This window comes from Cellvibrio sp. QJXJ (assembly GCF_024452345.1).
Lineage (GTDB): Bacteria > Pseudomonadota > Gammaproteobacteria > Pseudomonadales > Cellvibrionaceae > Cellvibrio.
Genome location: NZ_CP101662.1, coordinates 4,635,748 through 4,662,022 on the forward strand (window position 1 = coordinate 4,635,748; position 26,275 = coordinate 4,662,022).

The following is a 26,275-nucleotide window of genomic DNA, read 5'->3' on the forward strand; positions in this document are numbered from 1 at the left end:
CCCTTTTTTATTCCCCTACGTTAATAATCTGCAAGTTGGAGCTGTGCAATGGCCGGACATTCCAAATGGGCAAACATGAAACACCGCAAGGCGCGTCAGGACGCCAAGCGTACAAAAATTTTCACCAAAATTATCCGCGAATTAACCGTCGCTGCCAAAGGTGGAGCGAATCCCGCCGACAACCCGCGCCTGCGCGCTGCGGTTGAAAAAGCTTACTTAAACAATCTCAAGAAAGACGTGGTCGAACGCGCTATAGCCCGCGGTGCTGGCACCAACGAATCCGATGCTTACGAAGAGCTGACTTATGAAGGCTACGGTGTAAACGGCGTCGCCTTTATCGTTGAGTGCATGACTGATAATCGCAACCGTACCGCAGGTGATGTTCGTCATGCGTTTGACAAAAAGGGCGGCAATCTCGGCACTAGCGGTTCTGTTGCCTACCTATTTGCGCGCAAAGGCCAAATCAGTTTTGAGCCTGGTATCAACGAAGACGCTTTGATGGAAGCTGCACTCGAAGCGGGTGCTGATGATGTGGTGATTAATGATGACGGCTCGGCCGATGTGATGACCGCCTTCGAGGATTTTTTCCGCGTAAAAGATGCGCTCGCCAGCGCCGGGTTAACCCCGGCTTCTGCTGAAATTACCCAAATTCCCTCGCTCACAGTCAATTTGGATAAGGACGCCGCCGAAAAAATTCTTGCCTTGATTGACACACTCGAAGATTTGGATGATGTGCAAAACGTCTATACCAATGCGGATATTGCCGAAGAAATTATGGAGCAGATTGGTTAACTCGTATCTCCTTGGTGCACAAAGTCGCCATGTCGTATTGCTGTCGTATACAAAACGATAGATATAGCGAAATCTGGCGGCTTTTAATCAAAGCGAGGCAAGTGTCATGGATATGAAAATCAATCATAAGTTACTCCGTCGGCAGCGCGAACAGCGTGCCTGGACTCAAAATCAGCTCGCGGAAGTTGCCAGCTTGAGTATGCGTACAGTACAACGTATAGAGCGCAATGGTATTGCAGCCAAAGAGTCTGCCATGGCGTTGGCGAGTGCATTGGATATGGACTTGGCCGACTTATTAATACAATCAAATTCAGGCTCTGCTCGGCACATCAGTCATCGCCGCTGGTGGGGGTTGGTGGGAATTCTTACCTCATTAATCGTTTCTCTGGGGTGGTGGTCAACAGCAGCAGCTGAACAGGTGATGATTAATTTATCGGTAAAGGCGGAATCTGGTGCCAGTACCGAGGGTGAAATGCAATTCCTGAATGAGCTGGGGGCGCAGAGCGAGGTAAGGTTTAATCAGCAATTTCGCTTGCTTGTAACAGCTGTTCGCCAGAATCAGGGCTTGCTGTTGTCGACAGAAATATATGATTTCATTGATGGCGATTACCTATTGATTTCGTCCCCCTCCATCCTGATTGCGGATAACGAATTGGCCGCAATCCATGTGGATACCCATTCCAGCGGTCGGTTGCAGCTGAGCTTTAAATCTGATTTTTAATTTCACCCTTGCACCTACAGATATTGCATGCAACACTGTGCCATAACTACTGTATATAGATACAACCTATGGCGCTTATCCTCGGTATAGACCCCGGCTCCCGCAAAACCGGATTTGGCATTATTAATGTCATCGGTAGCAAGCAGGAATACATCACCAGCGGCGTTATTCGTATGAAGGATACGGATGAATTGCCCGCACGCCTCAAAGTCATCTTCGATTCTCTGACCCACATCATTGAGCAATATTGCCCACAGGAAATGGCGATCGAGCAGGTGTTTATGGCCAAAAATGCGTCATCTGCATTGAAGCTGGGACAGGCACGTGGCGCAGCGATTGTTGCCGCTACCGCGCTAAATGTACCGGTTTCAGAGTATGAGGCGCGCAAAGTGAAACAATCAGTAGTGGGTAATGGTGCGGCCGATAAACTGCAGGTGCAGCATATGGTGAAAACATTGTTGCGCTTGCCCGCCGCACCGCAAGAAGATGCGGCCGATGCATTGGCTGTAGCCCTTTGCCATGCCAATACTCGCGATCACTTAATTCGTATGGCGGGCTCGTCCAGTTTCCGTCGTGGACGCATTGTTTAACATTTGTCTATTGAATCGAGAATACAAACAAGTCATTAGAAGAGAAGCATTATGATTGGACGCTTGCGTGGAACATTAGTGGAAAAACAGCCTCCTTATTTGCTCTTGGATGTGCAGGGAGTGGGGTATGAGTTGCAAGCACCTATGACGACTTTTTATCGCCTGCCTGCGATTGGTCAGGATGTAGTGTTGCATACCCACTTATCCATCACTGAAAATCTGCACCAGTTATTTGGGTTTGCTGAGCAACGTGATCGCTCGCTATTTCGCACACTCATAAAAGTGAATGGTGTTGGTCCTAAATTGGCCATTTCTATTTTGTCGGGTATGGAGGCGGATGATATTGCCCGCTGTGTGCGTGACGATAATATTACCGCGTTGACGAAAGTCCCTGGTATTGGCAAAAAAACGGCCGAGCGTTTGGTCATTGAGTTGCGCGATCGCCTGAAAAATTGGGATATGCCGCAAAATGATTTGCTTGCGCATAGTGAGATTCAAAGTATTGCGACGGATAACGATATCTTTGCCGAAGCTGAAAGCGCCTTGATTGCTCTAGGTTACAAACCCGCTGATGCCGCGAAAATGGTTTCCCTGGCGGCCAAACAGAAGCCTGATGCAACCAGCGAAGAGTTAATTCGTATGTCGCTGCGCGCTATCGCTGGATAATTTTTAGCAGGTTAAATAACGATGATTGAAACCGATCGCCTGATAGCCCCTGTTGCCAAAGAGCGCGAGGATCATTTGGATCGCACGGTGCGCCCCAAGTCCTTGGCGGATTATGTGGGGCAGCCCGCTGTGCGCGAGCAGATGGAAATTTTTATCGGCGCCGCAAAAAAACGCGGCGAGGCATTGGATCACACACTGGTATTTGGTCCGCCTGGACTGGGTAAAACCACGCTTGCCAATATTATCGCCAACGAGATGAATGTCTCGCTCAAAAGCACCTCCGGCCCAGTGCTGGAAAAGGCGGGCGATTTGGCGGCATTGCTCACCAACCTTGAGCCAGGCGATGTGCTGTTTATCGATGAGATTCACCGTTTGAGTCCGGTGGTGGAAGAGATACTCTACCCGGCGATGGAGGATTTCCAGCTGGATATCATGATTGGCGAGGGGCCTGCCGCACGTTCGATTAAACTGGATTTGCCGCAATTTACGCTGGTGGGAGCCACTACACGGGCAGGTTTATTGACCTCACCCTTACGCGATCGTTTTGGTATTGTTCAGCGTTTGGAGTTTTATAATGTCGCCGATTTGACGCATATCGTGGCGCGTTCATCTGCACTTTTGGGTGTACAAATGGATATTGAAGGTGCAGCCGAGGTGGCTAAACGCTCGCGTGGAACTCCACGAATTGCGAACCGATTGTTGCGCCGCGTGCGCGATTTTGCCGAAATGAAGGGCGATGGGACTGTCACTGCAAAAATAGCTGACAGTGCACTCAATATGCTCAACGTGGATGAGCGTGGTTTCGACCATATGGATCGTCGCTTATTGGCCGCAATGATGCACAATTTTGATGGCGGTCCTGTTGGTGTAGAAAGTCTTGCTGCCGCAATTAGCGAGGATCGCGGAACTATCGAGGATGTGATAGAGCCTTATCTTATTCAGCAGGGGTTTATGGCGCGCACACCGCGCGGTCGTATTTTGACCAACAATGCTTACCTTTATTTTGGTGTGCCGGTACCTAAACGATTGCAAGACAGTGCCGAATAAAGCTCTTATCCAGTCATGAGTATTTCAGCGCACTTTAGGCTATGATGGCCCCTGTTTTTTTCCCAGTTGAACCAGTAAGAGTTAAACATATTTATGTCGGAAGCTAATCAAAGTCTGTCGATCCTGCACCTCATGCTTGAGGCCAGTTTTTTAGTGCAAATGGTGATGGTGATTCTATTTTTGGCATCAGTCATTTCCTGGGTCATGATTTTTCAGCGCGAGGTATACCAACGCAAAGCATCTGCCGCGTTTGTGTATTTTGAAAAGCAATTTTGGTCTGGTATCGATTTGAATCAACTCTATCGCCAAGGCAATAGCCGCAATGAAGCGGTAGAGAGTATTGAAAGTATTTTTCGCGCCGGGTTTAAAGAGTTTACTCGTTTGCGTCAGCAGGCTGGCGCCGACTCGGATGCAATTATGGAGGGCTCAATGCGTGCCATGCGCGTTGCACTTGCCCGCGAACATGAAAAACTGGAGGAGAATCTGCCATTCCTTGCCAGCGTGGCTTCAGTTAGCCCCTATATTGGTTTGTTTGGTACTGTGTGGGGCATTATGGTGTCCTTCCTAAATATCGCTAATGCTGGTCAGCCTAGTCTTGCAACCGTTGCCCCTGGTATTGCCGAAGCATTGATCGCCACCGCGATGGGGTTGTTTGCCGCAATTCCGGCGGTCTTGGCTTACAACAAATTCTCGGCACGCGCTGAAAATTTGATGAGTAATTATCAAACCTTTGCTGAAGAATTTTCAGCCATTCTGCATCGCCAGGTTCACAGTAAATAATACTGCGTCACGTTGATTGGGTAACAGGTTAAAAACATGTCTGGATTTGGTCCACCGGTAAAAAAGAAACTTAAGGCGGAAATCAATGTGGTTCCGCTTATTGACGTCATGTTGGTATTGCTGATTGTCTTTATGATTGCCGCACCCATGATGACCCAGGGGATAAAAGTTGAATTGCCACAGGCCGCATCAGAACCAGTTGAGTCAAAAGATGACGAGCCAATTACGGTATCCGTAAAAGCCGATGGTAGCTATTACATCGATTTGGGTGGTGATCCAGAACAGGCTCGCCCACTTGCCGAGATCAAATCTATTGTAAGCAAAGTTCTGGCGGAAAAACCCAACACTCTGGTTTTTGTTCAAGGGGATAAAAAAGTTGAGTACGGTGTCGTTGTTACCTTGATGGGTGAGTTGAAGTTGGCAGGAGCACCTTCGGTGGGTTTGATTACGGAGCCTCCGCGTTAGGTTTTTTATGAGACTGGAAAAATCATTTTCACTTCCCGTATTTCTAAGTGTCTCGCTGCACACATTGTTGTTGGTTTTATTTTTAGGTGATTGGAACTTTTTTAAAAAAGAACCGGAACCCTATAAGCCCCATTATGTCACAGCTACTTTGGTTGATCTGAAGCCAAAGGCAAAAGCGGCACCACAACAAACCAAAGAACAAGTATTGGACTCAAAGGCTTATGAAGATTTAAAAAACAACAAAAAACAGGATGAGCAGCGCCGTAAAGAAGCTGAGGCTCTCGTGCAGCAGAAAAAAGAGCAGGAGGCTAAAGCTGCAGAAGCAGAAAAGGTAAAACAGCAAAAAGTTAAAGAGGAACAGGCAAAAATCGCAAAAGCGAAAGCAGAAAAGGAGGCGGCAGAAAAAAAACGCAAGGCAGATGAATTAGCTAAACAAAAAGCAGAGGCAGCTAAAAAGACCAAGCGCGAACAAGAAGCTCAGGAGGAGCAGCGACGAGTTCAGGCAGCTTTGCAGAAGGAAGCAAAACACATTAGTGATACTAATGACGATGCCAATACTAAAAGCTATGAAGAAATGCTGATTGAGCGTGTACAGCAAAATTGGAGTCGCCCACCCTCTGCAAGAAATGGTCTTGAGGTGGTGTTGGAAGTAAATATGCTTCCTAACGGTATCGTCACTGGTTTGCGTGTTGTCAGGAGTAGTGGTGATCCCGCTTTTGACCGCTCGGCGGAACAGGCTGTGAAAAGGGTTGATCGTTTCACAGAGGCTATGCAGATTCCCCCTGACATTTTTGAAAAGTATTTTCGTGTATTCAGATTTACATTCAGCCCAGAGGACTTAAGGTCGTGAAACGTTATTTATTGCTGTGCCTTATTTTTGTGACTGGCTTAGCCCAAGCACAATTAAATTTGCGTGTTACTAAGGGAGTGGATAATCCCACAAAAATTGCTGTGGTCCCTTTTGCATGGGCGGGTGGAAAATTACCTGAAGATATCGCCAAAATTGTTGGTAATGATCTGGAGTTTTCAGGACAGTTTGAGGCTACCTCACCCGAGCGTATGTTATCGTTCCCTCGCGCTGAAACAGAAGTTCACTATCGAGATTGGAAGGCATTAGGGGCAGAATACTTGTTAATTGGCTCTGTCACTCAACAGGCAGGCCGTTATTACGCAAGTTATGAGTTGTTTGATGTGGTGCAGCAAAAACGCGTATTTGCCAAGCTTACGGTAGATGGTTCCTCTGCCCAATTGCGTGATATGGCGCATCATATCAGCGACAAGGTTTATGAAACTATCACTGGAATCCGCGGTATTTTTTCCACTAAATTAATTTATGTAGAGGCATTCAAGCAACCGCAAAAGTATCGACTGATGATTTCCGATATTGATGGTTTTCGTTCCAGGTTGTTACTTGAGTCGCGCTTTCCCTTGTTATCCCCTGTATGGTCACCTAATGGTCAGCGCGTCGCCTATGTATCCTTTGAGGCAGACAATAAACCCGCAATTTATATTCAAGACATAGCAACTGGCCGCCGTCAACAAATGACCAATTTTCGAGGTCTCAATGGTGCTCCTGCGTGGTCGCCTGATGGCCAAAAATTGGCAATGGCTTTATCAAAAGACGGTAATCCCGAAATCTACGTAATGAATGTGCTAACCCGACAATTGACACGGGTAACTAATCATTTTGCAATCGATCATGAACCTAGTTGGTCGGCGGATGGCGCATCACTCTTTTTCACTTCGGACAGAGGTGGTAAGCCACAAATTTATCAGGTTCATTTGGCTAGTATGCAGCAGGAGCGAGTTACCTTTGATGGTGACTATAATGCACGTGCACGGGTTTCTCCTGACGGCAAAAGCCTTGTTATGTTAAACAAGCGTCCAGGTACCACACATCATATTGCTGCACAGGATATAAAATCTGGAAATTTACGTATTTTGTCCGAGACAAACCTTGATGAATCACCTACTATAGCGCCCAATGGCGCTATGCTGATGTATGCGACTCGTTCTGGTGGTAAAGGAGTATTGGCGGCCGTGTCCTTGGATGCGCGTGTCAAAATCCTCCAGCCCCCAAAACAGGGTGATGTGCGGGAACCCGCATGGTCGCCATTCTTTAACTAAATCCCCGTTCAAACTAGATCAAAACTTCATTGGAGTTACACACACATGATCACCAAGGCAATCAAGCAAGGTCTTACTTTGGCTGTTGTTATGTCTTTCCTGGTTGGCTGTTCAAGCAGCGACAACGCAACTACCGAAGCTCCAACTACTGGTACTGCAGTAACTGACACCAGCGCTACAGAAGCTACTTTGTCAAATGTTGTTTACTTTGACTTCGATCAATACGCTTTGACCGCTGAAAGCCGTGCTGTTTTGTTGGCTCATGCTGACAAACTGAAAGGTGCTTCAGTTGCTGTGCGTTTGGAAGGTCACGCTGATGAGCGCGGTTCGCGTGAATACAACATGGCTCTGGGCGAAAAACGTGCTAACGCTGTTCGCGATTTCCTCGTGACTCAAGGCGTTAACGGTTCTTCTCTGGAAGTTGTAAGCTTCGGCGAAGAACAACCAGCTGCTACCGGTAGTGATGAAGCCTCTTGGGCTCAAAACCGTCGCGTAGAAGTTAAGTACTAAGAGTCTAAACCCGTATGCTTAAAAATCTGATTGCTGTTGCCTTAATAGCTTCGGCTCCAGTCCTACAGGCACAAGTACGGGTTGTTGAGTCTTCACCTCAGGGCTTTGGCTCTGGGGTGGCTCAACCCAATATGCCTGCCTCCGCTGAATCTGACGTTTACTCTCAAATTCGCTCTCTGCAAGAAGAAATAGCTACCTTGCGTGGCCTTGTTGAAGAGCAAGCCTATGAGCTTAAGCAGCTCAAGCAATTACAGCTAGATAATTATATTGATTTGGATCGTCGGATATCCGGTGGTTCGCAATCAGCTGCACCAGCCCCTTCGGATGAGCCTCTTGTTTCGCCCTCTGCTTCTGTTGTTGATGGCAATGCCAGTGAAGCTGATGTTTATAAAGCAGCTTATGATTTATTGAATCAAAAAGATTTTACTGGTGCAGAAAGTGCGTTCAAGGATCACTTAACCCGTTTTCCTAGCGGTGATTTTGCAAGTAATAGTCATTATTGGCTTGGTAAAATCGCAATGCTAAAAAAAGATTATCCTCAAGCAAAATCCTGGTTCACGGATTTGATCGCAAATTTTCCTTCCGCTGCAAAAGTACCTGATGCCCAATTGGATTTAGGAAAGGTATATTTCCTGATGGGTGATAAGGTTAAAGCTAAGTCGTTATTAAGTCAGCTTGCCGCTGGGAACACCGATGCTGCCAGATTGGCCTCAAAATTTATTAGTGATAACTTTTAAAATATTAATAGCTATAAAATATCAGCGTTCTCCTTATTTATAGCTTTGTCTGTCAATCAATTGTTTAATTTATCCCTCTAAAAGAAAGGGGATTTCCTTTCGGAAATCCCCATTGTGTATCCAGTATTGAACTGCAGCAAACGTTCCCTCTCGTTTGCCTCAGCCTCCTGCTGAAAGCTCAATTCCACTGTCCATTGCTACTTCTGTGACTCCTTCCTGTAGTGGATGAGTTGGTGGGACTTCAGCTTTATCCATAGCCTACCCCGTGCTCAGTAAGTTACTCCTTGTAGTGACATTAATCCTTTATCATCCGTGTGAGCTGATTCCATCAACTGGTATTTGTTTGCATCCTGCAAACGATTTCCTTTTTGACTTACGACTCCCTTCTCTCTTCCCTGTGAAATCATTATGCCCTTAGGTTGAGGTTCGAAATAGTCACAAATCTCGCAAATGTTTGTAGGAAAATGACTACAGAGCAAGTCGGCATAAACTGACAGTCGTGTAATCAATTAGGTCTCTGTTAAGGTTGTTTTTGTTAGGCTGAGTAATCTGATTCGGGTAAAGTGCATGAATGTTTTTTTGCACTGTTTTTTAGGTTTATGGGGGTTCAATACATGACTTCACCATTTTTAATACCGTTAAGGTATTTTTCATTGGTTGTCCTTTGGAGTTTGCTTGCTACGGCTAATTCTGTTGCCAATGCTGCAAGTGATGGCGATTCCGCGCTTGAATATAAACTTCGTTATCAAGTGACTTTGGAACCTGAGAGAGAGGGGGCTTCAGTTTTAATTAGCGTCGATAAGGGTGAGCTACTCAAGAAAATACAATTTTCAAATAAACATGCGATCTATTCCGATATTCGCGGTACCGGGAAATTAACATTAAAAGATAAACGTGTTACCTGGGAGTTACCTTCGGGCAATGCACGATTAACTTATTTTGTGAAACTGACACATGAGCGTAGTCCCGGTAAATTCGATGCTCGAGTAACTAAAGAGTGGGCATTGTTTCGCGGTGATGATTTGATTCCAGCTATTCATACATTTGAGGCGCCAGGTGCGCATGCTGCTGCGATACTTGAGTTCATTCTTCCCGATTCATGGAAAAGTGTTGAAACTGGATGGCCGCGGAAAAAGGGTAATATTTTTAAAATTGATAATCCGGAGCGACGATTTGATCGTCCTGTTGGTTGGATAATTGCGGGTGATATAGGCTCCCGTCGCGCTAGTATTTCCAAAACAGCGATCGCTGTGAGTGGCCCCAAAGGTGAAAATTTTAGACGTATGGATGCGTTAGTATTTTTTAATTTTGTATGGCCTGAGGTTGCAAAAGCCTTCGGGGAAACGCCAGAAAAACTCTTGGTTGTAGGCGCCGCAGATCCAATGTGGCGAGGCGGACTGTCTGCGTCCAATTCGTTGTTCTTACATTCGGATAGGCCGCTTGTTAGTGAAAATGGCACAAGTCCTTTACTGCATGAGCTAACACATATGGTCACGCGAATTACTGGAATGGAAACTGATACGGCTAATGATGACTGGATTGCAGAAGGTCTGGCAGAGTTCTATTCATTTGAATTACTTTACCGTGCCGATGGTATGACTAAAGCGCGTCGCACAAGAATTATAAAAGGTCTGGAGAAATGGGGTGCTGAAGTAAAACATTTGCGTAAAAGTAAATCGACTGGGCCGGTAACTGCACGAGCAGTGGTGCTGTTCGATGAGCTCGATAAAGAGATAAAAAAACGCAGTAATAAAAAATATGATTTGGATGATGTCACTCGCCAATTAATGGAAAAACGCAAAGTTTCTTTTTATGATTTACGCGCGGCAACTGAAAAGCTGGTCGGTTCTGATATCGATGCACTGAACTCGCCATTATTGAAGTGATTGATTTGTTGTGCGCAGTCTTAAATACTGCGCGCAACAATAATTCCGCCCCACACCAAGCTGCGATCACCTGCACCGTATTTAATTTCCGAGCTGTGTCCACGTATTACATAGCTGATTCGATAACCATTTTGAAATGCAAAAGTGTAACCTGCCCACGCCTCCACTAGTAAAGGGCGCAATTGACTGTGTTCGTACGTGACCGCACTGTTGCGAAATTGTCCTTGTAAAAATGCGTTATAAGCGCGGGCCTTGATGGTGAATCCGGTCCAGAAATAACGTTCATTAACTGCTTTTGCACTGCTTGAATAAGACGACTTCTCCCCATAACTTGCCAATTCAGGGTTAAATGATGACCAAGGGCTGTGAATGCGACCCGCGCGCAAACTGAGCCCCCAGCTTGCTTCTGTCAGGTAACCTATAGATCCTTGAATAGTGCTTTTGATCTCAACCTTATCCGACAGCTGGTCAAAATATTGTTGGCGCGCCAGCACATAACGACCGGTTAATTCACCACCGTCACTGATTTGATTGTCCCAACCCTGTGCCTGTTTGCCGGCTACTGCTTTATGTACATGGTTTTGCAATTCCCCGACCACGTCGAGTCCAAGAACGCCAAGGGTCAGTGTGCTTTTCCACGCGACATTCTCCACCAAGTCAATTTGTTCCCGTGTATTTGATAGATACACCAAACTTGCGTAGGGGCGATCCTCGGGGTTTGCGATGGAGACAGCTATGTCTTCTGGAGTGAAACCAAAAGCACCTATCTCACGACTGGTAATCTCTTGCTGGCTGATTGACGCATGTTTATTGCCCAGCCAGTTATCGATATTGGTTAATAAGTTGTTCAATCCCAACTTACTCTCTGCAACTAATTGACCCGTTTGGGTAAAGTTCAGGCCATAGGTATAGTCCTGGTCTCTGTGACCGGGTACTAAAAAATCATTGTCAAATGCAAAAGCCCAGCTTCGATGCCTGTTGATGTCAGGGTTGTCTAGCTGAAGCAGCGGGCGCTTTTCATCCTCAACTACGGATGCGAGCTTCAACCATTCGGGCTGTTGTGAGCGCAAGTAGTCATCAGTTTTAGCATCGGCGAAACTGCTAATACTGATTAAAAGACTGAGTGCAATCAGCTGAATTACAACAGCTTGAACCAACACCAATGATTTATGGTGTGCTTGTGTACCGGGGCGAGTATTCATTGGTAACTCCTTCTTTTTGTTACCTGTATTTAAATTAGTATCAATTAAATGACCAGTCGTCTTCTTTTTGTGCCAAAAAATAGGCGAAAAAAATCGCCTAAATTGAAGCTTTGCCTCATTAGTTAAAAAGCCGACTGGTCATCTTATTCTTATGAAGACAAAAGCGCTCTTACAACGCTGTTTGTTATAGCTTTGATGTGCAGGCGAGTTTTACGCCTGTTTGAGCTATTTTTTGGTAAATATTTCGGGTAGTACAGTTAAAAAGGCGTTTAACGGTTCGCGACATTTTGATGCTTTCATGCGCATTACCGTACCCTCCCAGGCATTAAATAAAAATTCTGCCAAAATAGCGGAGGGCAATTGGCTTTCAAGGCCATCTTTGAGCCGCGCTTCTTCCAGCACATCTTCGATAGCTTGTGTGCTGTTGCGCAGCATCTGCCGTACTTTCAAGCGAATGGCTTCGCTTGATTCCGACATCTCCTGACACATGTTGCCAATAAAGCAGCCACCATTGAGGTTTTCCTCACAGCCGCCAATATTTGCTACAAAAAAGCGGATAAGTCGTTCCTGCGGCGGAATACTGCGGTCGTTGAGTAGGTGGCGATTTTGAATCATGCGCTCTTCGGTCACTTTCTCTAGTGCTTCAATCGCAAAATCTTCTTTGCTTTTGAAGTAGGTATAGAAGGAGCCTTTGGGTACATCGGCGGCGTTGACTATGTCCTGAATGCTGGTGCCATTGTAGCCACGGGTAGCCATAACCTTCAGGCCAGCGTCAAGGAGATGATCTTTTTTCAGTTCGCGTTTACTCATGGTGTTAATATATGACCAGTCGTCTGCTTTTTCAAGCGATGGGTTAGTTTATTTGGTTATAGGATGTGAGCTTTTGGTGCTATGGCTTGGGCGATCATTATTATTAGTTCTTTCATTGATTGAAGTCTGTTGTGTGATGCGAGTCACGCAACAGATTAGAGCGGATTACTGCGCTTCTTTCAAATGCTTAATTAACCGAGCTTTAAGAGCTGGCGGTAAATTGCGAATGGTGAGGGTATCCTGCTCTGGATCATATTCTATCTCGCGCCCCAAACAATCTGACGCAAAACTCATGCTGAGTGAATCATTGCGGCCACTGATACGGACATAGCTGCGGATCTGACCCGCGTGTGGAATAAATTCGGGTTTGATGTCGGGTTTGGTGCTCTCCACATAGCGTACAAACCGCTCCGGTTCGTAGCTTTTTACTTCTTCTGCAAGGGTGGTGGATAGATCGGCAATAGTCACCGCCTTGCCGGCTTTATTTTGCTCCAAACAGTAATCAACTACCTTGGTGCGGGTGATGCGGGCGGTGCTTTCATCCAGTGTATTGCTGAAGTCATCGACCACTTTTAAAAATTCAGCGGTTTCCTGTTTGATATCCTGCTTATCGGTGAAAGCGATAAAGTGGGTGAAGGCTTCGGCGATATCTTTATCGCTACGCGCGCGCATCAGTGTCAAATAGGTGGTGGAGTCACCACTAGTCCAGTCATTCAGTTGGATTTTAGCGGCGAGGGTAAAGCCGCTGGTATCCAGAAAGAGTGATTCATCAAGCGCCAGTTCTCCATCCAGATACAAACCGCTTTGGTGTTCAACCAGATACACACTCAAGGTATCACCCACTTCCAGCTTCTCTTCGACAAAAACGATATAGGCATCCAACAGCGATTCGGCTTTTTCCAGCGCCTGTTGGAATTGTTGCATGGCTTTGTGGCTGAAACTGAGAAAACCCAAACGCTCTTCGCGGCAGTCGCGCAACCAAGCGGGCAGGGGAAACTCACCCAGCTCATCGGAGAAGCGGCCGTAGCTCTTGCCGCCCTTGCGGATAAATTGGGTTTTTAATTCATAGGCCAGCTCTTCGAGTTTGCCATTGAGTTCAAATACCTCGCTGCGCAGCTGTAACTCAAATGCGCCACCGGGGCTGTGGCGATAAATACGGTGAGCAACAATCGAGGTTAGGGCCATAAGAGTAATCGCTTCATCAATAGATTCATGGGAGGGGTTTGGCAAAGGCGGCTATTATAGGCGCCACAATCTTTTTACACACACAAGAAATTGGGAACTGATATGACGATCCAACGTTTAAACCCTGCCTCGCGCTGGTCAGATGCCACTATTTTTAATGGCATCGCACACTTTGTAGAGGTGCCCAATAATACCGGCTGCACAATGGTTGAACAGATAGCGCAAATTTTGGTGCAGGCAGAGTTGACACTGGCGGCGATTGGCAGCGATAAAACCCGTCTGCTGTCGGCCACTATTTATCTGACTGATAAAGAAAATATCGCCGCGCTCAATGCGGCTTGGGAGGCTTGGCTGCCTGAGGGCTGCGCACCTTCGCGTGCCTGCATTAAGGTGGAACTGCTCGATCCGGCGATGTTGGTGGAAATCGCTTTTGTTGCTGCACTTTTGCCATAGAGCGCTGAGTAAAATCAATCGGGCTGATTAGCGATTAGTGCCTATACTTTTGCTATTGCCTGAACGGCAGGAATTTCATTGTGACAGGACTTTTGTATGGCAACGCCTATCGATCAATACCTGAATATTCTCGCTAAAAAAGATGGCTCGGATTTATATCTCAGCACCGGTGCACCACCCTGTGCAAAATTTCAGGGGGTATTAAAACCGCTCACCTCCGAGCCGTTTAAACCCGGTGAAATTGAGCGCATCGCCAATGCCATTATGGATGAGGAGCAGCGCAATATTTTTGCGCAAGAGCTGGAAATGAATCTGGCGATTTCGATTCACGGTGTCGGTCGCTTCCGCATTAATATTTTTAAACAACGCAATGAAGTGGCGATTGTAGCGCGCAATATTAAAACTGATATTCCCCAATTTGATGACCTCGGCCTGCCCGAGGTATTAAAAGATGTGATTATGACCAAACGCGGTTTGGTGCTGTTTGTCGGTGGCACCGGCTCGGGTAAATCGACATCGCTGGCAGCACTGATTGACCATCGCAATTCGTCCAGCGGCGGTCATATTATTACCATTGAGGATCCGGTTGAGTTTGTCCATAAACACAAACGCAGTGTGATCAATCAGCGCGAAGTCGGCGTGGATACTCGCAGCTACAAAGCGGCACTTAAAAATACTCTGCGTCAAGCACCCGATGTGATTTTGATTGGTGAAATTCGTGATCGTGAAACCATGGAACACGCGCTGGAATTTGCTGAAACCGGACATTTGGCTATTTCCACCTTGCACGCCAATAACGCCAACCAGGCACTGGAGCGCATTGTGAATTTATTTCCCGAGGAACGCCGCCCGCAATTATTAATGGGCCTGTCGCAAAACTTGCGCGCTTTTGTCTCCCAGCGTTTAGTGCCCACTGTGGATGGTAAACGCTGCGCGGCAGTTGAAGTATTGCTCGGCACCAAAACAATTCAGGAATTAATTTTTAAAAATCGGTTTACCGAAATTAAAGAGATTATGGAGAAATCTGAAAATCTCGGTATGCAAACATTTGATGGGGCGATTTTTAAATTGTATATGGCCGGAAAAATCAGTTTTGATGATGCTATAGCCAATGCCGACTCACCCAACAATTTGCGTTTGCGCATAAAGCTGGCAACCGATGGTGCTGCTCCCGCAGCTGCAGAGGCGCCGGTAGTCAAGGCAGCCAGTGCGGTGCCCAGCGGTTTTGGTGAATTGAGTTTACAAAAAATAGATGATGAAGATGGCGCGGAATAAAAAAGAAAAAACAATAAGAAAAAACAACAACAATAAGGAAACACAATGAGCCTGAAAACCATCGAACAACTACTGAAACCTCATTCGATTGCGGTGATTGGTGCCTCCAATCAGCCCAATCGTCCGGGTAATGCAGTGATGCGCAATTTGTTACAGGGCCAGTTCGATGGTCCGATTATGCCAGTCTCGCCGCATTACAAATCGGTCAATGGTGTATTGGCTTATCGCTCAATAGATGAATTACCCCTAGTGCCGGATCTCGCAATTATTTGTACGCGTGCGACACGGGTGCCCGCGATCATTTTGCAGTTGGGGCGAAAAGGTACGCGCAATGCGATTGTGATTGCGGCGGGGTTGGATAATTTATTTACCGCGCAAGGCACGAATTTGCAGCAACAAATGTTGGCAATTGCCAAGGAGTGGGGCGTGCGTATTCTCGGCCCGGATTCGCTCGGTATTCTGGTGCCGGAGTTGGGTTTAAATGCGAGTTATGCCCACATTAATGCCGCGCCGGGAAAAATTGCGGTGGTGTCACAATCCTCTGCGGTATGTGTGACCCTATTGGATTGGGCACGCCGTCGCCGAATTGGTTTTTCGCAATTTATTTCGCTGGGCGAAGGTGTCGATATAGATTTTGATGAGCTGCTGGATTATCTCGGGCGCGATGCAAAAACGGCGGCAATTTTATTGTATATCGATGCTATTTATGACGGTCGCGCCTTTTTGTCCGCGGCGCGCGCCGCATCCTTTAACAAACCGATTCTGGTTATCAAGGCGGGCAGCTATGCCGAAACCAGTGCATTAACCTCGCGGTTGCCCGCTGAAAAAATTGGCAACGATGCGGTATATGACGCGGCGTTTCGGCGTGCGGGTATGTTGCGGGTGGGCGATCTACGCGAATTATTAGCGGCAGTAGAAACCCTGGCGAATGGCAAGCCGATTTACAGCGAACAGTTGGTAATTATTGCCAATGGCAATGGCCCCAGTGCCATGGCAACTGATGCGCTGTTGCAGCGCGGTGGCCGTTTAGCGGTGTTGGATGAAAAATTGGTTGGACAAATTCAAGCGCTGATTCACTCCGGTGGCAGGGCAAACAATCCGATTAATCTCCTGGGGGACGCCTCGCCGGAAACCTATCAAAAAGTATTGCAAGTTATTTTACAGAGCAACAGTGTTGATAATTTATTAATTATGCAGGCACCTTCGGCGCTTACACCCGGTGAGGTGTATGCCGATGCAATTATTTCTACTTACAAAAATTACACCGGACGTAAACCCAATATTTTTTCCAATTGGATGGGCGAGGATGCCGCACAAAATGCACGGTTGCGTTTTGCCGATGCCGGTATAGCGTCTTTTCGCACACCTGAAGGGGCAGTGGGCGCGTTTATGCACATGGTGCAGTACCGCCGCAACCAAAAATTATTATCCGAAACACCGGATTCTATTAGCGACAAAGTGCCCTATCAACCACAACTGGCGCAACAGATTATTGCACAGGTATTAGCGCAGGGACGCACTCACCTCGATAGCAGCGAAACGCAGCAACTCTTAAGTGATTACGGCATTAATACAACTAATCATGTTGCTGCAGCAGAAACAGCAATTAAACAAACGCATAATGCCCTTCCATTGCGTGTTGAAGTGCAGCTTGATCCAGTATTTGGCCCGGTGATTCTATTGGGTGAAGCGGCCAGCCACTGGAGTATTCGCCGCAATGCCGTTGTCGCTTTGCCACCGTTGAATATGGCGCTTGCACGTTATATGGTTATTCAGGCTTTGGCGGAGGGGAAAATTCGTGAGCGTGAATTGTATGTTCCCTTGGATATGCCATCACTTTGTTTGTTGCTGACACAGATAAGTCAAATTGTCATTGATCACCCCGCACTGCGCAGTTTGTTGATTAACCCGGTATTGGTTGCCGGCGAAAATATTGTGGTAAGTGAAGCGAGCATTCACATCAGCGCTGAAAAAAATCCCTACCCCCTGGCTATTCGCCCTTATCCAAAAGAGTTGGAAGAAATATTTTTGCTGCCCAATGAGTGCAGTGTATTGCTGCGCCCGATTCGCCCGGAAGATGAATTAAATTTACAGGTGTTTGATAACTCGCAAAGCAAGGAGGATAGATACAAACGTTATTTTGCCGAGCTGCCACAATTCTCCCATGAACAACTGGCGCGGCTTACCCAAATTGATTACGAGCGAGAGATGGCGTTTGTGGCAGTTACGCAAAACGCGAGTGGCAATGAAGAAATTTTAGGTGTGGTGCGTGCACAGCGCGACCCGGATAATACCTTTGCTGAATTTGCCATGGCGATTCGCAGCGATTTAAAAGGCATAGGTTTGGGTTCGCGCATGCTGCAAAAAATGATTGATTACGCACGCGGGCAGGGCACGCAACAATTAATTGGCTGCACTATGCTGGAAAACTCTGGCATGGCTAACCTGGCGCGCAAGCTGGGATTTAGTGTGAAGTACAATCGCGATGAAGGTTTGATTGATATGGTATTGGTTTTATAAGATCGCGATGATGTGATTGTTTTAAATTTATCGATTAGCCCTGAATTTTTGCCAGTGCTTTAATATGGGCAACGGCGCAACGCCCAAGTCCTAATAAATCATATCCACCTTCCAATACTGACACTATGCCGTGACATTGGTCTGCCGGTGCAACACTTTTGCTTTCATCCATCAGCTTGCGTAATTCCTGGGTGATCCACCCGTAATCTTGCTCCACCAAACTAATTGACGACATGTCGTCATCAATATAGGCATCAAACCCGGCGGAGATAAAAATCATTTGCGGTTTAAATTGCTTCAATGCCGGTAACCACTGCGCAGTGATGGCATCGCGAAAGCCTTGGCTGCGGCAGGTTGCGGGCAGTCGAGTATTAATAATATGGGCAGGTGCATCGTCGATATTAGTGTGTGGGTAAAACGGATATTGAAAGCTGGAGCAAAATAAAACGCGCGCATCATTAAAAAAAATATCTTGCGTACCGTTGCCGTGGTGTACATCAAAATCAATAATGGCCACCCGGCTTAATCCATAGTGTTCCAGCGCGTGTGCAGCGGCCACTGCAATATTGTTAATAATGCAAAAACCCATAGCGCGAGCGCGTTCAGCGTGATGACCGGGCGGGCGCACATTGCAAAATACCGCGTCGGTTGTACCTGCCATAATCATATCCACACCCATTACCGCCGCGCCGGCAGCATGGCGTGCTGCCGTTAAGCTGGCGGGCGATAAATACACATCATCGGCAAAAAAATGAATGCCTTGCTCGGGTATAGCGGTGGTGATTTTTTGTAAGTGTTCGGGGGTATGTACACGCAATAGTTGTTCGTCGCTGGCAGGTAGCGCATCACGGTAATAGAGTAGGCCATCTATTCCATTTGCCATTAACTGATTGTTAATGGCATCCAATCGCGCAGGGCATTCCGGATGCGTTTCAGGCATTTGATGCGCATGGCAGAGTGGGTGACTGATAATAGTTGCGATCATATTGCTGCCGTTGTTGATATCAGTGTTCGGGTGACGGTTATTTTTTTAGTCTAATCCAAGGTGAATTTTTAGCGAAGGGTTTATTGTTGCTGCAATCAATATTTGGCGGATAAAAAAATGGAACCCGAAGGCTCCATTTTTTTGTGCTGCTATTGGGTGGCAAACTTATTTCGTTTGCTCGCGCGCAATCGCGCGGTAGGCGATATCATTGCGATAAAACATACCTTTCCAGCTGATACGTTTTGCTAACTGGTAAGCGCGCTGCTGCGCTTCTAATACCGTGTTGCCCAATGCGGTGGCACAGAGCACACGGCCGCCATTGGTGACGGTGTTGCCCTCTTTGGTGCTGGTGCCAGCGTGAAAGACTTTTTCGCCAGCCACTTCGGTGGTGGGCAAACCAGAAATTACATCGCCTTTGTCGTAAGCCTCAGGGTAACCGCCCGCCGCCAGTACAATGCCAACTGATGCACGTGCATCCCACTCGGCCGTGGTTTTATCCAAATCACCTTTTAACGCGGCTAAACACAACTCAACCAAATCCGATTGTAAACGCAACATAATGGGTTGGGTTTCCGGGTCGCCAAAACGGCAGTTGTATTCAATGACTTTTGCTACACCGGCCGCGTCAATCATTAAACCGGCGTACAAAAAGCCGACGTAAGTATTACCTTCCGCCGCCATGCCGTTGACCGTTGGGTAAATAATTTCTTGCATCACACGATCGTGTACCGCTTGGGTGACTACGGGAGCGGGAGAGTAGGCGCCCATACCGCCCGTATTGGGGCCGCTGTCGCCATCGCCAACACGTTTGTGATCCTGACTGGTGGCCATGGGTAATACGTTCTTGCCATCCACCATTACAATAAAACTGGCTTCTTCACCGGCGAGAAATTCTTCAATCACTACACGGCAGCCGGCATCACCAAATGCATTGCCAGAGAGCATATCGCGCACCGCGTCTTCGGCTTGTTGCAGGGTTTCGGCAACGATTACACCTTTGCCTGCCGCGAGGCCGTCGGCCTTGATTACAATCGGTGCACCTTTCTCACGCAGGTAGGCGAGCGCAGGTTCCACTTCGATAAAGTTTTGGTAATCGGCAGTCGGAATTTTGTGACGCGCAAGAAAATCTTTAGTAAAGGCTTTAGAACCTTCCAGTTGCGCGGCGCCTTTGCTGGGGCCAAAACACAATAATTGGCGTGTTTGAAAATAATCCACCACACCGGCAACCAGTGGCACTTCGGGGCCAACAATGGTTAAGCCGACATTATTATTTTCAGCAAAATTGGCGAGGGCTTCAAAATTCAAAACGTCTATAGCAACATTTTCTAATTTGGGTTCCAGCGCTGTGCCCGCATTCCCCGGTGCAACAAATACTTTTTCGACTTGCGCGCTTTGTGCGGCTTTCCATGCGAGAGCATGTTCGCGGCCGCCGCTGCCAATAATTAATACATTCATAGAATTAATATCTTTTTGAGTCGTTTACGTAGGTTGGGCAGCAATGCCCAACACCAATTAATTTTGTGACCACTATGTTGAGCATTGCTGCCCAATCTACGAAATTATCGAATTCAATTAATGACGGAAGTGACGCATCCCGGTAAATACCATCGCCATGCCGTGTTCGTTGGCAGCGGCGATCACTTCTTCATCGCGCATTGAACCGCCAGGTTGAATGACTGCGGCAATACCTACTTTTGCAGCGTTATCAATACCGTCGCGGAAGGGGAAGAAGGCATCGGAAGCCATCACTGAACCCGCCACTTGCAAACCGGCGTGTTCCGCTTTAATCGCGGCGATACGCGCAGAGTTCACGCGGCTCATTTGACCTGCGCCTACACCAATGGTCTGTGAATTTTTGGCATAGACAATTGCGTTGGATTTAACAAATTTGGCAACTTTCCAAGCGAATAATAAATCGCGCAGTTCGTCTTCGGTGGGAACACGTTGGGTAACGATTTTTAAATCGGCGGCGGTGATCATACCGTTGTCGCGATCCTGCACTAACAAGCCGCCGTTGACGCGTTTGTAATCCAATCCGCCGATACGCTCGGTGCCCCATTCGCCACAGGCAAGCAGACGCACGTTTTGTTTGGCTTTTACTACTTCAACCGCCTCTGCAGAAACGCTCGGGGCGATAATCACTTCAACAAATTGACGCTCAACAATCGCCTGTGCGGTCGCGGCATCCAATTCGCGGTTAAAGGCGATAATCCCGCCGAAAGCCGATTCGGTATCGGTCGCGTAAGCCAGGTCGTAGGCATCTTTAATGTTGGTGGCAACTGCCACACCGCAGGGGTTGGCGTGTTTAACAATGACACATGCTGGCTCAGTGAAACACTTAACAGTTTCCAGTGCGGCATCGGTATCCGCTACGTTGTTGTAGGAGAGCTCTTTACCTTGCAATTGTTTGGCAGTGGCAATGCTTGCTTCCTGGGGATTTTTTTCCACATAAAACGCGGCTTTTTGATGTGGGTTTTCACCGTAACGCATTTCTTGCGCTTTGATAAATTGGCTGTTGAAGGTGCGTGGGAAATCGGCGCTGCCGCCTTCTACCAAACGGCCAAAATAATTGGCGATGGCGCCGTCGTAGGCAGCGGTGTGCTCGTAGGCTTTAATCGCCAAATTGAAACGGGTTTTTAAAGAGGTGCTGCCGTTGTTGGCAGTCATTTCCGCCAGAATAGTCGCGTAGTCAGCAGCGTTAACAACGATATTTACATGGGCGTGATTTTTTGCTGCCGCGCGAACCATGGTTGGGCCGCCGATATCAATATTTTCTACTGCGTCTTCAAGCGAGCAATCTTTATTGGCAACGGTTTTTTCGAAGGGGTAGAGATTCACTACTACCATGTCGATAGCGTTGATGCCGTGTTCGCGCATGATGGCTTCATCGGTGCCGCGACGACCCAAAATGCCGCCGTGTACTTTGGGGTGCAGGGTTTTAACACGGCCGTCCATCATCTCCGGGAAGCCGGTGTAGTCAGACACTTCAATGGCAGGGATCTTGTTGTCGGTCAGTAATTTAAAAGTGCCACCGGTTGATAAAATTTCCACGCCTTGGGCGTGAAGGGCTTGGGCAAATTCAACAATGCCGGTTTTATCAGACACGCTAATAAGCGCGCGTTTTACTGCAACAAGATCAGAAGTAGTAGACATACGCATTTCCTGTGAAGATGAAGTCGTAAAAAAGATGAAGTCGTAAAAATGGAATCGGCTAAAAAGCAAAAGGGGTGGAAACGAATCACCACCCCTTTTTGATTTGCGCTAGGGTTTTTAACCTCCCAAGGCGTAGTAAAAAATTACAGAAGGCCGTATTGCTTTAATTTTTTACGCAGTGTGCCACGGTTCAAACCTAACACTTGTGCCGCGCGAGTTTGGTTGTGACGGGTGTATTTCAAGACGATTTCCAGCATCGGTGCTTCTACTTCTGCCAATACCATTTCGTAAACATTGCTGACGTCTTGACCGTCGAGGTGTTTGAAATAATTTTCAACGGCTTGCTCTACGCAGCCGCGCAGCGATTGAGCTTGTACTGGTTGAGCGGGGGCAGCTTGTGCTGGAGTTGCATCAGCAAAGAAAGTTGCGGTATTCATGCGGCTTTTTCCTCTTTCGTAAGCAGCTGTTCAAAGAAATTTTGAATGCTGGTTTGTTGTTCTTCTGCGTTATCTATAGCGTTAAAGGTTTTGCGAAATTCATCGCTGCCAGGAACCGTATGCAAATACCAACTCGCATGTTTGCGAGCGATACGCGGGCCCATAAACTCACCATAAAAACGGTATAACTCGCGCAGATGGCTAGATAAAATATCCCTGACTTCAGTCAAAGATGGTTCGGGTAATTGCTCACCGGTTTGCAGGTAATGCGCAATCTCCCGGAAAATCCACGGCCGCCCTTGAGCGGCTCGTCCAATCATCACCGCCGCGGCACCGGTGTAATCCAGTACGGTTTTGGCTTTGTGCGGTGAATCTATATCGCCATTGGCAAATACCGGAATTTTCACGGCATTGACTACGCTGGCGATGGTGTCGTATTCGGCCGCGCCGGCAAAAGCATCGGCACGGGTGCGGCCATGTAAGGCCAGTGCTTGTATGCCGGCATCTTCCGCGATGCGGGCGATACGAATGGCATTGCGTTCTTCGGTACTCCAGCCGGTGCGAAACTTCAGCGTGACTGGAATATCTACTGCGCTTACCACCGCTTGCAAAATATCGCCGACCAGTTGTTCGTCTTTTAGCAGCGCAGAACCGGCGGCTTTTTTACACACCTTTTTGGCCGGGCAACCCATGTTGATATCGATAATCTGGGCGCCATTGGCAGCGTTTAAACGCGCTGCTTCGGCCATCATCTGCGGGTCGCCACCGGCAATTTGCACGGCTATAGGCTCAACCTCGCCAGTGTGATCCATACGCAGGGTGCTTTTGCGACTACCCCACAAGCTTGCATCGGCGGTGAGCATTTCCGATATCACCAAACCCGCGCCCAGTGAGCGACACAATTGACGAAAAGGCCGATCAGTCACACCTGCCATAGGTGCAAGGATGATTTGGCTGTCGATAGTGTAGGGACCGATACTAAACACGTGATTGGGTTGTCGCGATTGTGCTCATGCCGGAAACTCCGGATTTAGCCTAGGTAAAGCCGCACAAAAAATGAACTATTGGCCTGCTTCAAAGGGGCGCCATGATACCCGTTTGGGGTGGGGTTGGGAACGCAAAAAATACAAAAAACGGCGTTTTTTTGAGCGATAAAAACAGGCTTTTTTAGTGATTTTGGGTTGCAAATAAACGCGATTTGGGGCAGTGCGACTGCTTACTCTGGGCTGAGGGGGTCATGGAGGTAGATTTCGTAGTTGTGAGGTAAGTTTTTGACCATTGGATTGCTCAGTTTGAATATTCTGCGCTGGTTTAGTTTGGCTTGCTCTATGCCTTTTCCATGGCGGCTGCGCCAGAGTTGATGAAAAGAGCCGTCTGCATAGGCGATTTCCAAGCCCTTTTGGATGCGAGCTAGCAAGGCTTTATTGCCTTTGTGGGTAAAAAAGAATTTGGGCAAGGGGTAATAAAGGGCTATTTCCTGGTCAGCAGTGAGCCCCAGGTTGCCTTGAAACTGCTGCTCAAAAGCCATTTCCATCGGTGCGCGGCAGAAAAAATCGACTCGCCCTGCTTTGGTCATACGGAACAAACTAATCACGCTATTGGATTCAACGACGTTCAGGCCGTTGGCGCGGAGAATCTTGCTGTCTGACCAACCTATACCGGAGCCGAAGGTGTAGTTTTTCAGATCATTGAATTGGCGAATCGGTTTTTTTCTGTTTTGCAGTTCGTCGCGCGCAAAACAGACTCTGTAGCTGAAAGCGCCCAAGTCCAGGGGGAAGGGGATGTAACTTAAATTTTGTTTCTCGGGTAGTTCGTCCTCGTAGCTCATTTGCAGTACGAGATTGGGGTAAAGGTTGTGGCTGAGGCTCACCAGTGTTCTGGCGCGATTCATAGGAGGGATACCGCGCAATTCATATGGGCCAAATTCAGCGACGGTTTTGTCCAGCGCTAAGCGAAGTACTTCCACTTCGTGCAGCGAGCGCTCGCTACTGCCCAGCTCGGGTAACTTATGAGTGACTAGCAGTGGGCTAGAGGCTTTGAGGTTGTTGTCAGCAAGCGCAAGGTTTGTACAGGTGAAGACGTAGACCAGGGTGGCAATGAGGATCTGTAGCACCGGTAGTAATCGATATACATGCAGAATGGGGTGTTTCCAGATAAAGGGGGGATTTGAATACGGCATTGCACTTCCCCCTTTTTTTCCACTAACGCTTAACTACTGGAGTTCAATCGACAGCTGCTAGGGAATGTAAATACGATAATTCACAGCTTCTGTGCCAGGGTCGACTATATCCAGTGTGATATAGACCTTTTGGTTCTGCGGCATTAAATCTTTGCCGGCCAGTTCGCCTCCCAGATAATCTTTTGGGGTGAAGCGGCGGGAGGCAACGAGATTGTTGTCCAGATCACTGAAGATTAGCACCAGATCCGGGAAGGGTTGGTCGAAAGGGGCGCTGTTAACCAGCATTACATCAACAGCCAGTGCATTCTCTGCATCGGGATGTTCGCGCACTACCAGATTGGAGGTGGTAATTTGCTTGGTATCAATCAGTGTAGGTAATTCGCAGCCAAGGTAAGGGCAGGCGAACAGGTAGGCGGTACGGTAGGGTTCAATACGGCTAAGCGAGTCGAACTTGAACCAGGCAATCTGCACTGCCAATGCGATTAACCCCAGTAAGCTCAGTGTTGTCCAAAGCTTGCGCTGGTACCAACGGCGCATGCTTTTGGCTGTGAATTCAATCGGCGCCGGAATAATATTCATCAAGAGTGCGGCGCGGGAGCCATCATAGGCGCGAATTTTGGGTTGGGTTTTCACTTGGCGTTTATTGTTGTCTTCGCTTGCGGCAGCTTCTTCTTCGATTGCTGCTGTATTCGCCGCCATTTCGTCGCTTTCATCGCGAGCGTCTATGGCGGGTTTGAACCCCTGATGGCTGGGAATTTGTGCCAGCTCATCGCTAAAAACCAGCTCATCGGAGGGCGGTGTTTGTTGTTCAGATTCCCCGATAAGGCTAAATACCAGCTTGGGTGCTGCCGGTTTACTGGTGCCAGTTTCCGGGTTGTCTTGCGCTAAATAGTGCTCGGTACTGTGGCTGGCAAGCAGTGCTTCATCGGCCAATTCCTCGTCGGATTTGGGGCGCGCTATGCCTAATTGCGGCTCCTCTTCTCCCTCGTCTTCAATCAACATTTCCGCCCAGGATTCATCGGCATCCTGGATCGCCTTATCTTCATTTTCGGGGCGGATCTTGCGCTCGAACAGTGAAACATCGGTTGTCGGTTTTACGTCGATATCCATAAAACTATCAAACTCGTATTTGTTTTCACTTGCTGATGGCTCTTCCATGTCATCGCTGATCAACATGTCATCGCCATCGTCGAGCTGAATCGGTTTAAAGCTGCGGACCGGGCTCGCTGGTTTTTCCACCGGTGGGGATAAATGCTTCGCAGTGCTGAAGTCTGGCTTTTTCAGTTCCATCGCACGTGTGACCGGCGCAGTTTCTGGTTGCGCTTGTACTGTGGGGGCGGCATTACTTGTGAGTATGGGTTTTTGCAGTTGCAGTTGCAGTTGCGGTTGCGGTTGCGGTTTAGGTTGCTGCGCTGTGATTGTTGCAGTGCTCGCGCTACGTTGAGTAGCCGCCATTGCCGGTGTTGCTACAGTGTTTGGTGCCGCAGGTGGGGTTTTGGGTTTGACGTCAACCAAATATTCCTGCGCTTTAAAAACATTCAGGCAGGAGCCGCAGCGCACTGCACCCTTGGCGGATTGCAGTTGGCTTTGGGTTACACGAAATGCAGTTCCACATTTCGGGCAGCGGGTGATCATTTGGTTGTTGGCGGAGGTCATGTCTGTGGGCTCTTAAACCTGTCGGGTCAATCTGTTGAATAGCACAGTGTAGCTTTTCACGCGCCATGCGGTAAATTGCGACGCGAGACCGGTTTCAGG

At 47.8% G+C, this 26,275-nt stretch carries 25 protein-coding genes; 15 read left to right on the forward strand and 10 right to left on the reverse strand.

What is annotated here, in order from left to right; translation table 11 throughout:
- The first annotated feature begins 48 nt into the window (after positions 1-48).
- The 12 genes from NNX04_RS20070 to NNX04_RS20125 all read left to right on the forward strand — a co-directional run bounded on the left by NNX04_RS20070 (position 49) and on the right by NNX04_RS20125 (position 10,321).
- Positions 49-792 (forward strand): YebC/PmpR family DNA-binding transcriptional regulator, encoded by a 744-nt coding sequence (locus NNX04_RS20070; protein WP_261946970.1) that lies wholly within the window; start codon positions 49-51, stop codon positions 790-792.
- A 112-nt stretch (positions 793-904) separates the two neighbouring features.
- Complete coding sequence (locus tag NNX04_RS20075) at positions 905-1,513, forward strand: helix-turn-helix domain-containing protein (RefSeq protein WP_261946971.1); 609 nt, start codon at positions 905-907, stop codon at positions 1,511-1,513.
- Between the two features lie 68 nt (positions 1,514-1,581).
- Complete coding sequence (gene ruvC / locus NNX04_RS20080) at positions 1,582-2,103, forward strand: crossover junction endodeoxyribonuclease RuvC (RefSeq protein ID WP_007644136.1); 522 nt, start codon at positions 1,582-1,584, stop codon at positions 2,101-2,103.
- Between the two features lie 51 nt (positions 2,104-2,154).
- Positions 2,155-2,769 carry a Holliday junction branch migration protein RuvA gene (gene ruvA / locus NNX04_RS20085; RefSeq protein ID WP_151056715.1) on the forward strand — a complete coding sequence of 205 codons (615 nt, stop codon included), beginning with the start codon at positions 2,155-2,157 and terminating at the stop codon, positions 2,767-2,769.
- A gap of 21 nt (positions 2,770-2,790) precedes the next feature.
- Entirely contained in the window at positions 2,791-3,816 is a 1,026-nt protein-coding gene (gene ruvB / locus NNX04_RS20090) for a Holliday junction branch migration DNA helicase RuvB (protein ID WP_261946972.1), read from the forward strand.
- Between the two features lie 93 nt (positions 3,817-3,909).
- The gene (tolQ, locus tag NNX04_RS20095) at positions 3,910-4,596 is read left to right on the forward strand and encodes a protein TolQ (protein WP_040392784.1); all 687 of its coding nucleotides are present in this window, start codon (positions 3,910-3,912) and stop codon (positions 4,594-4,596) included.
- Between the two features lie 36 nt (positions 4,597-4,632).
- Positions 4,633-5,061, forward strand: coding sequence for a protein TolR (gene tolR, locus NNX04_RS20100; RefSeq protein WP_151056719.1), 429 nt, complete (start codon positions 4,633-4,635; stop codon positions 5,059-5,061).
- 7 nt (positions 5,062-5,068) lie between these two features.
- On the forward strand, positions 5,069-5,911 hold the full coding sequence (gene tolA, locus NNX04_RS20105) for a cell envelope integrity protein TolA (RefSeq protein ID WP_007644126.1): 843 nt from the start codon (positions 5,069-5,071) through the stop codon (positions 5,909-5,911).
- Positions 5,908-7,188 (forward strand): Tol-Pal system beta propeller repeat protein TolB, encoded by a 1,281-nt coding sequence (gene tolB, locus NNX04_RS20110; protein WP_151056721.1) that lies wholly within the window; start codon positions 5,908-5,910, stop codon positions 7,186-7,188. The genes tolA and tolB overlap by 4 nt, the downstream gene beginning before the upstream one ends.
- A 45-nt stretch (positions 7,189-7,233) precedes the next feature.
- A complete protein-coding gene (pal, locus tag NNX04_RS20115; protein ID WP_007644123.1) occupies positions 7,234-7,698 on the forward strand; it encodes a peptidoglycan-associated lipoprotein Pal in 465 nt (154 codons plus the stop codon).
- Between the two features lie 14 nt (positions 7,699-7,712).
- Positions 7,713-8,435 carry a YbgF trimerization domain-containing protein gene (locus NNX04_RS20120; protein ID WP_261946973.1) on the forward strand — a complete coding sequence of 241 codons (723 nt, stop codon included), beginning with the start codon at positions 7,713-7,715 and terminating at the stop codon, positions 8,433-8,435.
- A gap of 614 nt (positions 8,436-9,049) precedes the next feature.
- Entirely contained in the window at positions 9,050-10,321 is a 1,272-nt protein-coding gene (locus tag NNX04_RS20125; RefSeq protein WP_261946974.1) for a hypothetical protein, read from the forward strand.
- 20 nt (positions 10,322-10,341) lie between these two features.
- Here the strand turns inward: NNX04_RS20125 and NNX04_RS20130 are convergent, their stop codons facing one another.
- The 3 genes from NNX04_RS20130 to NNX04_RS20140 all read right to left on the reverse strand — a co-directional run bounded on the left by NNX04_RS20130 (position 10,342) and on the right by NNX04_RS20140 (position 13,518).
- On the reverse strand, positions 10,342-11,523 hold the full coding sequence (locus NNX04_RS20130; RefSeq protein ID WP_261946975.1) for a lipid A deacylase LpxR family protein: 1,182 nt from the start codon (positions 11,521-11,523) through the stop codon (positions 10,342-10,344).
- A 225-nt stretch (positions 11,524-11,748) separates the two neighbouring features.
- Positions 11,749-12,333 (reverse strand): TetR/AcrR family transcriptional regulator, encoded by a 585-nt coding sequence (locus NNX04_RS20135; RefSeq protein ID WP_007644118.1) that lies wholly within the window; start codon positions 12,331-12,333, stop codon positions 11,749-11,751.
- A 165-nt stretch (positions 12,334-12,498) separates the two neighbouring features.
- Positions 12,499-13,518 (reverse strand): nucleoid-associated protein, encoded by a 1,020-nt coding sequence (locus NNX04_RS20140; protein WP_007644116.1) that lies wholly within the window; start codon positions 13,516-13,518, stop codon positions 12,499-12,501.
- Positions 13,519-13,620: 102 nt separating this feature from the next.
- Here NNX04_RS20140 and NNX04_RS20145 point away from each other — a divergent pair, with 102 nt between their 5' ends.
- From NNX04_RS20145 to NNX04_RS20155, 3 genes are all read left to right on the forward strand, one after another.
- A complete protein-coding gene (locus tag NNX04_RS20145; protein ID WP_007644113.1) occupies positions 13,621-13,971 on the forward strand; it encodes a RidA family protein in 351 nt (116 codons plus the stop codon).
- Between the two features lie 96 nt (positions 13,972-14,067).
- Entirely contained in the window at positions 14,068-15,246 is a 1,179-nt protein-coding gene (locus NNX04_RS20150; RefSeq protein WP_007644111.1) for a PilT/PilU family type 4a pilus ATPase, read from the forward strand.
- 45 nt (positions 15,247-15,291) lie between these two features.
- Entirely contained in the window at positions 15,292-17,766 is a 2,475-nt protein-coding gene (locus tag NNX04_RS20155) for a bifunctional acetate--CoA ligase family protein/GNAT family N-acetyltransferase (protein WP_261946976.1), read from the forward strand.
- 34 nt (positions 17,767-17,800) lie between these two features.
- Here the strand turns inward: NNX04_RS20155 and NNX04_RS20160 are convergent, their stop codons facing one another.
- From NNX04_RS20160 to NNX04_RS20190, 7 genes are all read right to left on the reverse strand, one after another.
- Positions 17,801-18,751: a histone deacetylase family protein gene (locus NNX04_RS20160; RefSeq protein ID WP_261946977.1), complete on the reverse strand. Its 951-nt coding sequence runs from the start codon at positions 18,749-18,751 to the stop codon at positions 17,801-17,803.
- 165 nt (positions 18,752-18,916) lie between these two features.
- Complete coding sequence (gene purD / locus NNX04_RS20165) at positions 18,917-20,206, reverse strand: phosphoribosylamine--glycine ligase (RefSeq protein ID WP_261946978.1); 1,290 nt, start codon at positions 20,204-20,206, stop codon at positions 18,917-18,919.
- A 117-nt stretch (positions 20,207-20,323) separates the two neighbouring features.
- Positions 20,324-21,904: a bifunctional phosphoribosylaminoimidazolecarboxamide formyltransferase/IMP cyclohydrolase gene (purH, locus tag NNX04_RS20170; RefSeq protein WP_261946979.1), complete on the reverse strand. Its 1,581-nt coding sequence runs from the start codon at positions 21,902-21,904 to the stop codon at positions 20,324-20,326.
- 143 nt (positions 21,905-22,047) lie between these two features.
- Positions 22,048-22,341, reverse strand: coding sequence for a DNA-binding transcriptional regulator Fis (gene fis / locus NNX04_RS20175; RefSeq protein WP_007644099.1), 294 nt, complete (start codon positions 22,339-22,341; stop codon positions 22,048-22,050).
- The gene (gene dusB / locus NNX04_RS20180) at positions 22,338-23,327 is read right to left on the reverse strand and encodes a tRNA dihydrouridine synthase DusB (protein ID WP_007644093.1); all 990 of its coding nucleotides are present in this window, start codon (positions 23,325-23,327) and stop codon (positions 22,338-22,340) included. Before dusB ends, fis begins: the two co-directional genes overlap by 4 nt.
- Before the next feature lie 230 nt (positions 23,328-23,557).
- Positions 23,558-24,520: a transporter substrate-binding domain-containing protein gene (locus tag NNX04_RS20185; protein WP_261946980.1), complete on the reverse strand. Its 963-nt coding sequence runs from the start codon at positions 24,518-24,520 to the stop codon at positions 23,558-23,560.
- 57 nt (positions 24,521-24,577) lie between these two features.
- Entirely contained in the window at positions 24,578-26,176 is a 1,599-nt protein-coding gene (locus NNX04_RS20190; protein WP_261946981.1) for a DUF3426 domain-containing protein, read from the reverse strand.
- Between the last annotated feature and the right edge of the window lie 99 nt (positions 26,177-26,275).

Excerpts from the sequence above, each read along its gene's own strand:
- NNX04_RS20145 (WP_007644113.1), top strand. The coding sequence starts at position 13,621 with ATGACGATCCAACGTTTAAACCCTGCCTCGCGCTGGTCAGATGCCACT.
- ruvC (WP_007644136.1), top strand. The coding sequence starts at position 1,582 with ATGGCGCTTATCCTCGGTATAGACCCCGGCTCCCGCAAAACCGGATTT.
- tolQ (WP_040392784.1), top strand. The coding sequence starts at position 3,910 with ATGTCGGAAGCTAATCAAAGTCTGTCGATCCTGCACCTCATGCTTGAG.
- NNX04_RS20070 (WP_261946970.1), top strand. The coding sequence starts at position 49 with ATGGCCGGACATTCCAAATGGGCAAACATGAAACACCGCAAGGCGCGT.
- pal (WP_007644123.1), top strand. The coding sequence starts at position 7,234 with ATGATCACCAAGGCAATCAAGCAAGGTCTTACTTTGGCTGTTGTTATG.
- NNX04_RS20155 (WP_261946976.1), top strand. The coding sequence starts at position 15,292 with ATGAGCCTGAAAACCATCGAACAACTACTGAAACCTCATTCGATTGCG.
- ruvB (WP_261946972.1), top strand. The coding sequence starts at position 2,791 with ATGATTGAAACCGATCGCCTGATAGCCCCTGTTGCCAAAGAGCGCGAG.
- ruvA (WP_151056715.1), top strand. The coding sequence starts at position 2,155 with ATGATTGGACGCTTGCGTGGAACATTAGTGGAAAAACAGCCTCCTTAT.
- NNX04_RS20075 (WP_261946971.1), top strand. The coding sequence starts at position 905 with ATGAAAATCAATCATAAGTTACTCCGTCGGCAGCGCGAACAGCGTGCC.
- purD (WP_261946978.1), bottom strand. The coding sequence starts at position 20,206 with ATGAATGTATTAATTATTGGCAGCGGCGGCCGCGAACATGCTCTCGCA.
- NNX04_RS20185 (WP_261946980.1), bottom strand. The coding sequence starts at position 24,520 with ATGCCGTATTCAAATCCCCCCTTTATCTGGAAACACCCCATTCTGCAT.
- tolR (WP_151056719.1), top strand. The coding sequence starts at position 4,633 with ATGTCTGGATTTGGTCCACCGGTAAAAAAGAAACTTAAGGCGGAAATC.
- NNX04_RS20190 (WP_261946981.1), bottom strand. The coding sequence starts at position 26,176 with ATGACCTCCGCCAACAACCAAATGATCACCCGCTGCCCGAAATGTGGA.
- NNX04_RS20130 (WP_261946975.1), bottom strand. The coding sequence starts at position 11,523 with ATGAATACTCGCCCCGGTACACAAGCACACCATAAATCATTGGTGTTG.
- NNX04_RS20135 (WP_007644118.1), bottom strand. The coding sequence starts at position 12,333 with ATGAGTAAACGCGAACTGAAAAAAGATCATCTCCTTGACGCTGGCCTG.
- fis (WP_007644099.1), bottom strand. The coding sequence starts at position 22,341 with ATGAATACCGCAACTTTCTTTGCTGATGCAACTCCAGCACAAGCTGCC.
- NNX04_RS20120 (WP_261946973.1), top strand. The coding sequence starts at position 7,713 with ATGCTTAAAAATCTGATTGCTGTTGCCTTAATAGCTTCGGCTCCAGTC.
- NNX04_RS20150 (WP_007644111.1), top strand. The coding sequence starts at position 14,068 with ATGGCAACGCCTATCGATCAATACCTGAATATTCTCGCTAAAAAAGAT.
- NNX04_RS20125 (WP_261946974.1), top strand. The coding sequence starts at position 9,050 with ATGACTTCACCATTTTTAATACCGTTAAGGTATTTTTCATTGGTTGTC.
- purH (WP_261946979.1), bottom strand. The coding sequence starts at position 21,904 with ATGTCTACTACTTCTGATCTTGTTGCAGTAAAACGCGCGCTTATTAGC.
- NNX04_RS20160 (WP_261946977.1), bottom strand. The coding sequence starts at position 18,751 with ATGATCGCAACTATTATCAGTCACCCACTCTGCCATGCGCATCAAATG.
- tolA (WP_007644126.1), top strand. The coding sequence starts at position 5,069 with ATGAGACTGGAAAAATCATTTTCACTTCCCGTATTTCTAAGTGTCTCG.
- NNX04_RS20140 (WP_007644116.1), bottom strand. The coding sequence starts at position 13,518 with ATGGCCCTAACCTCGATTGTTGCTCACCGTATTTATCGCCACAGCCCC.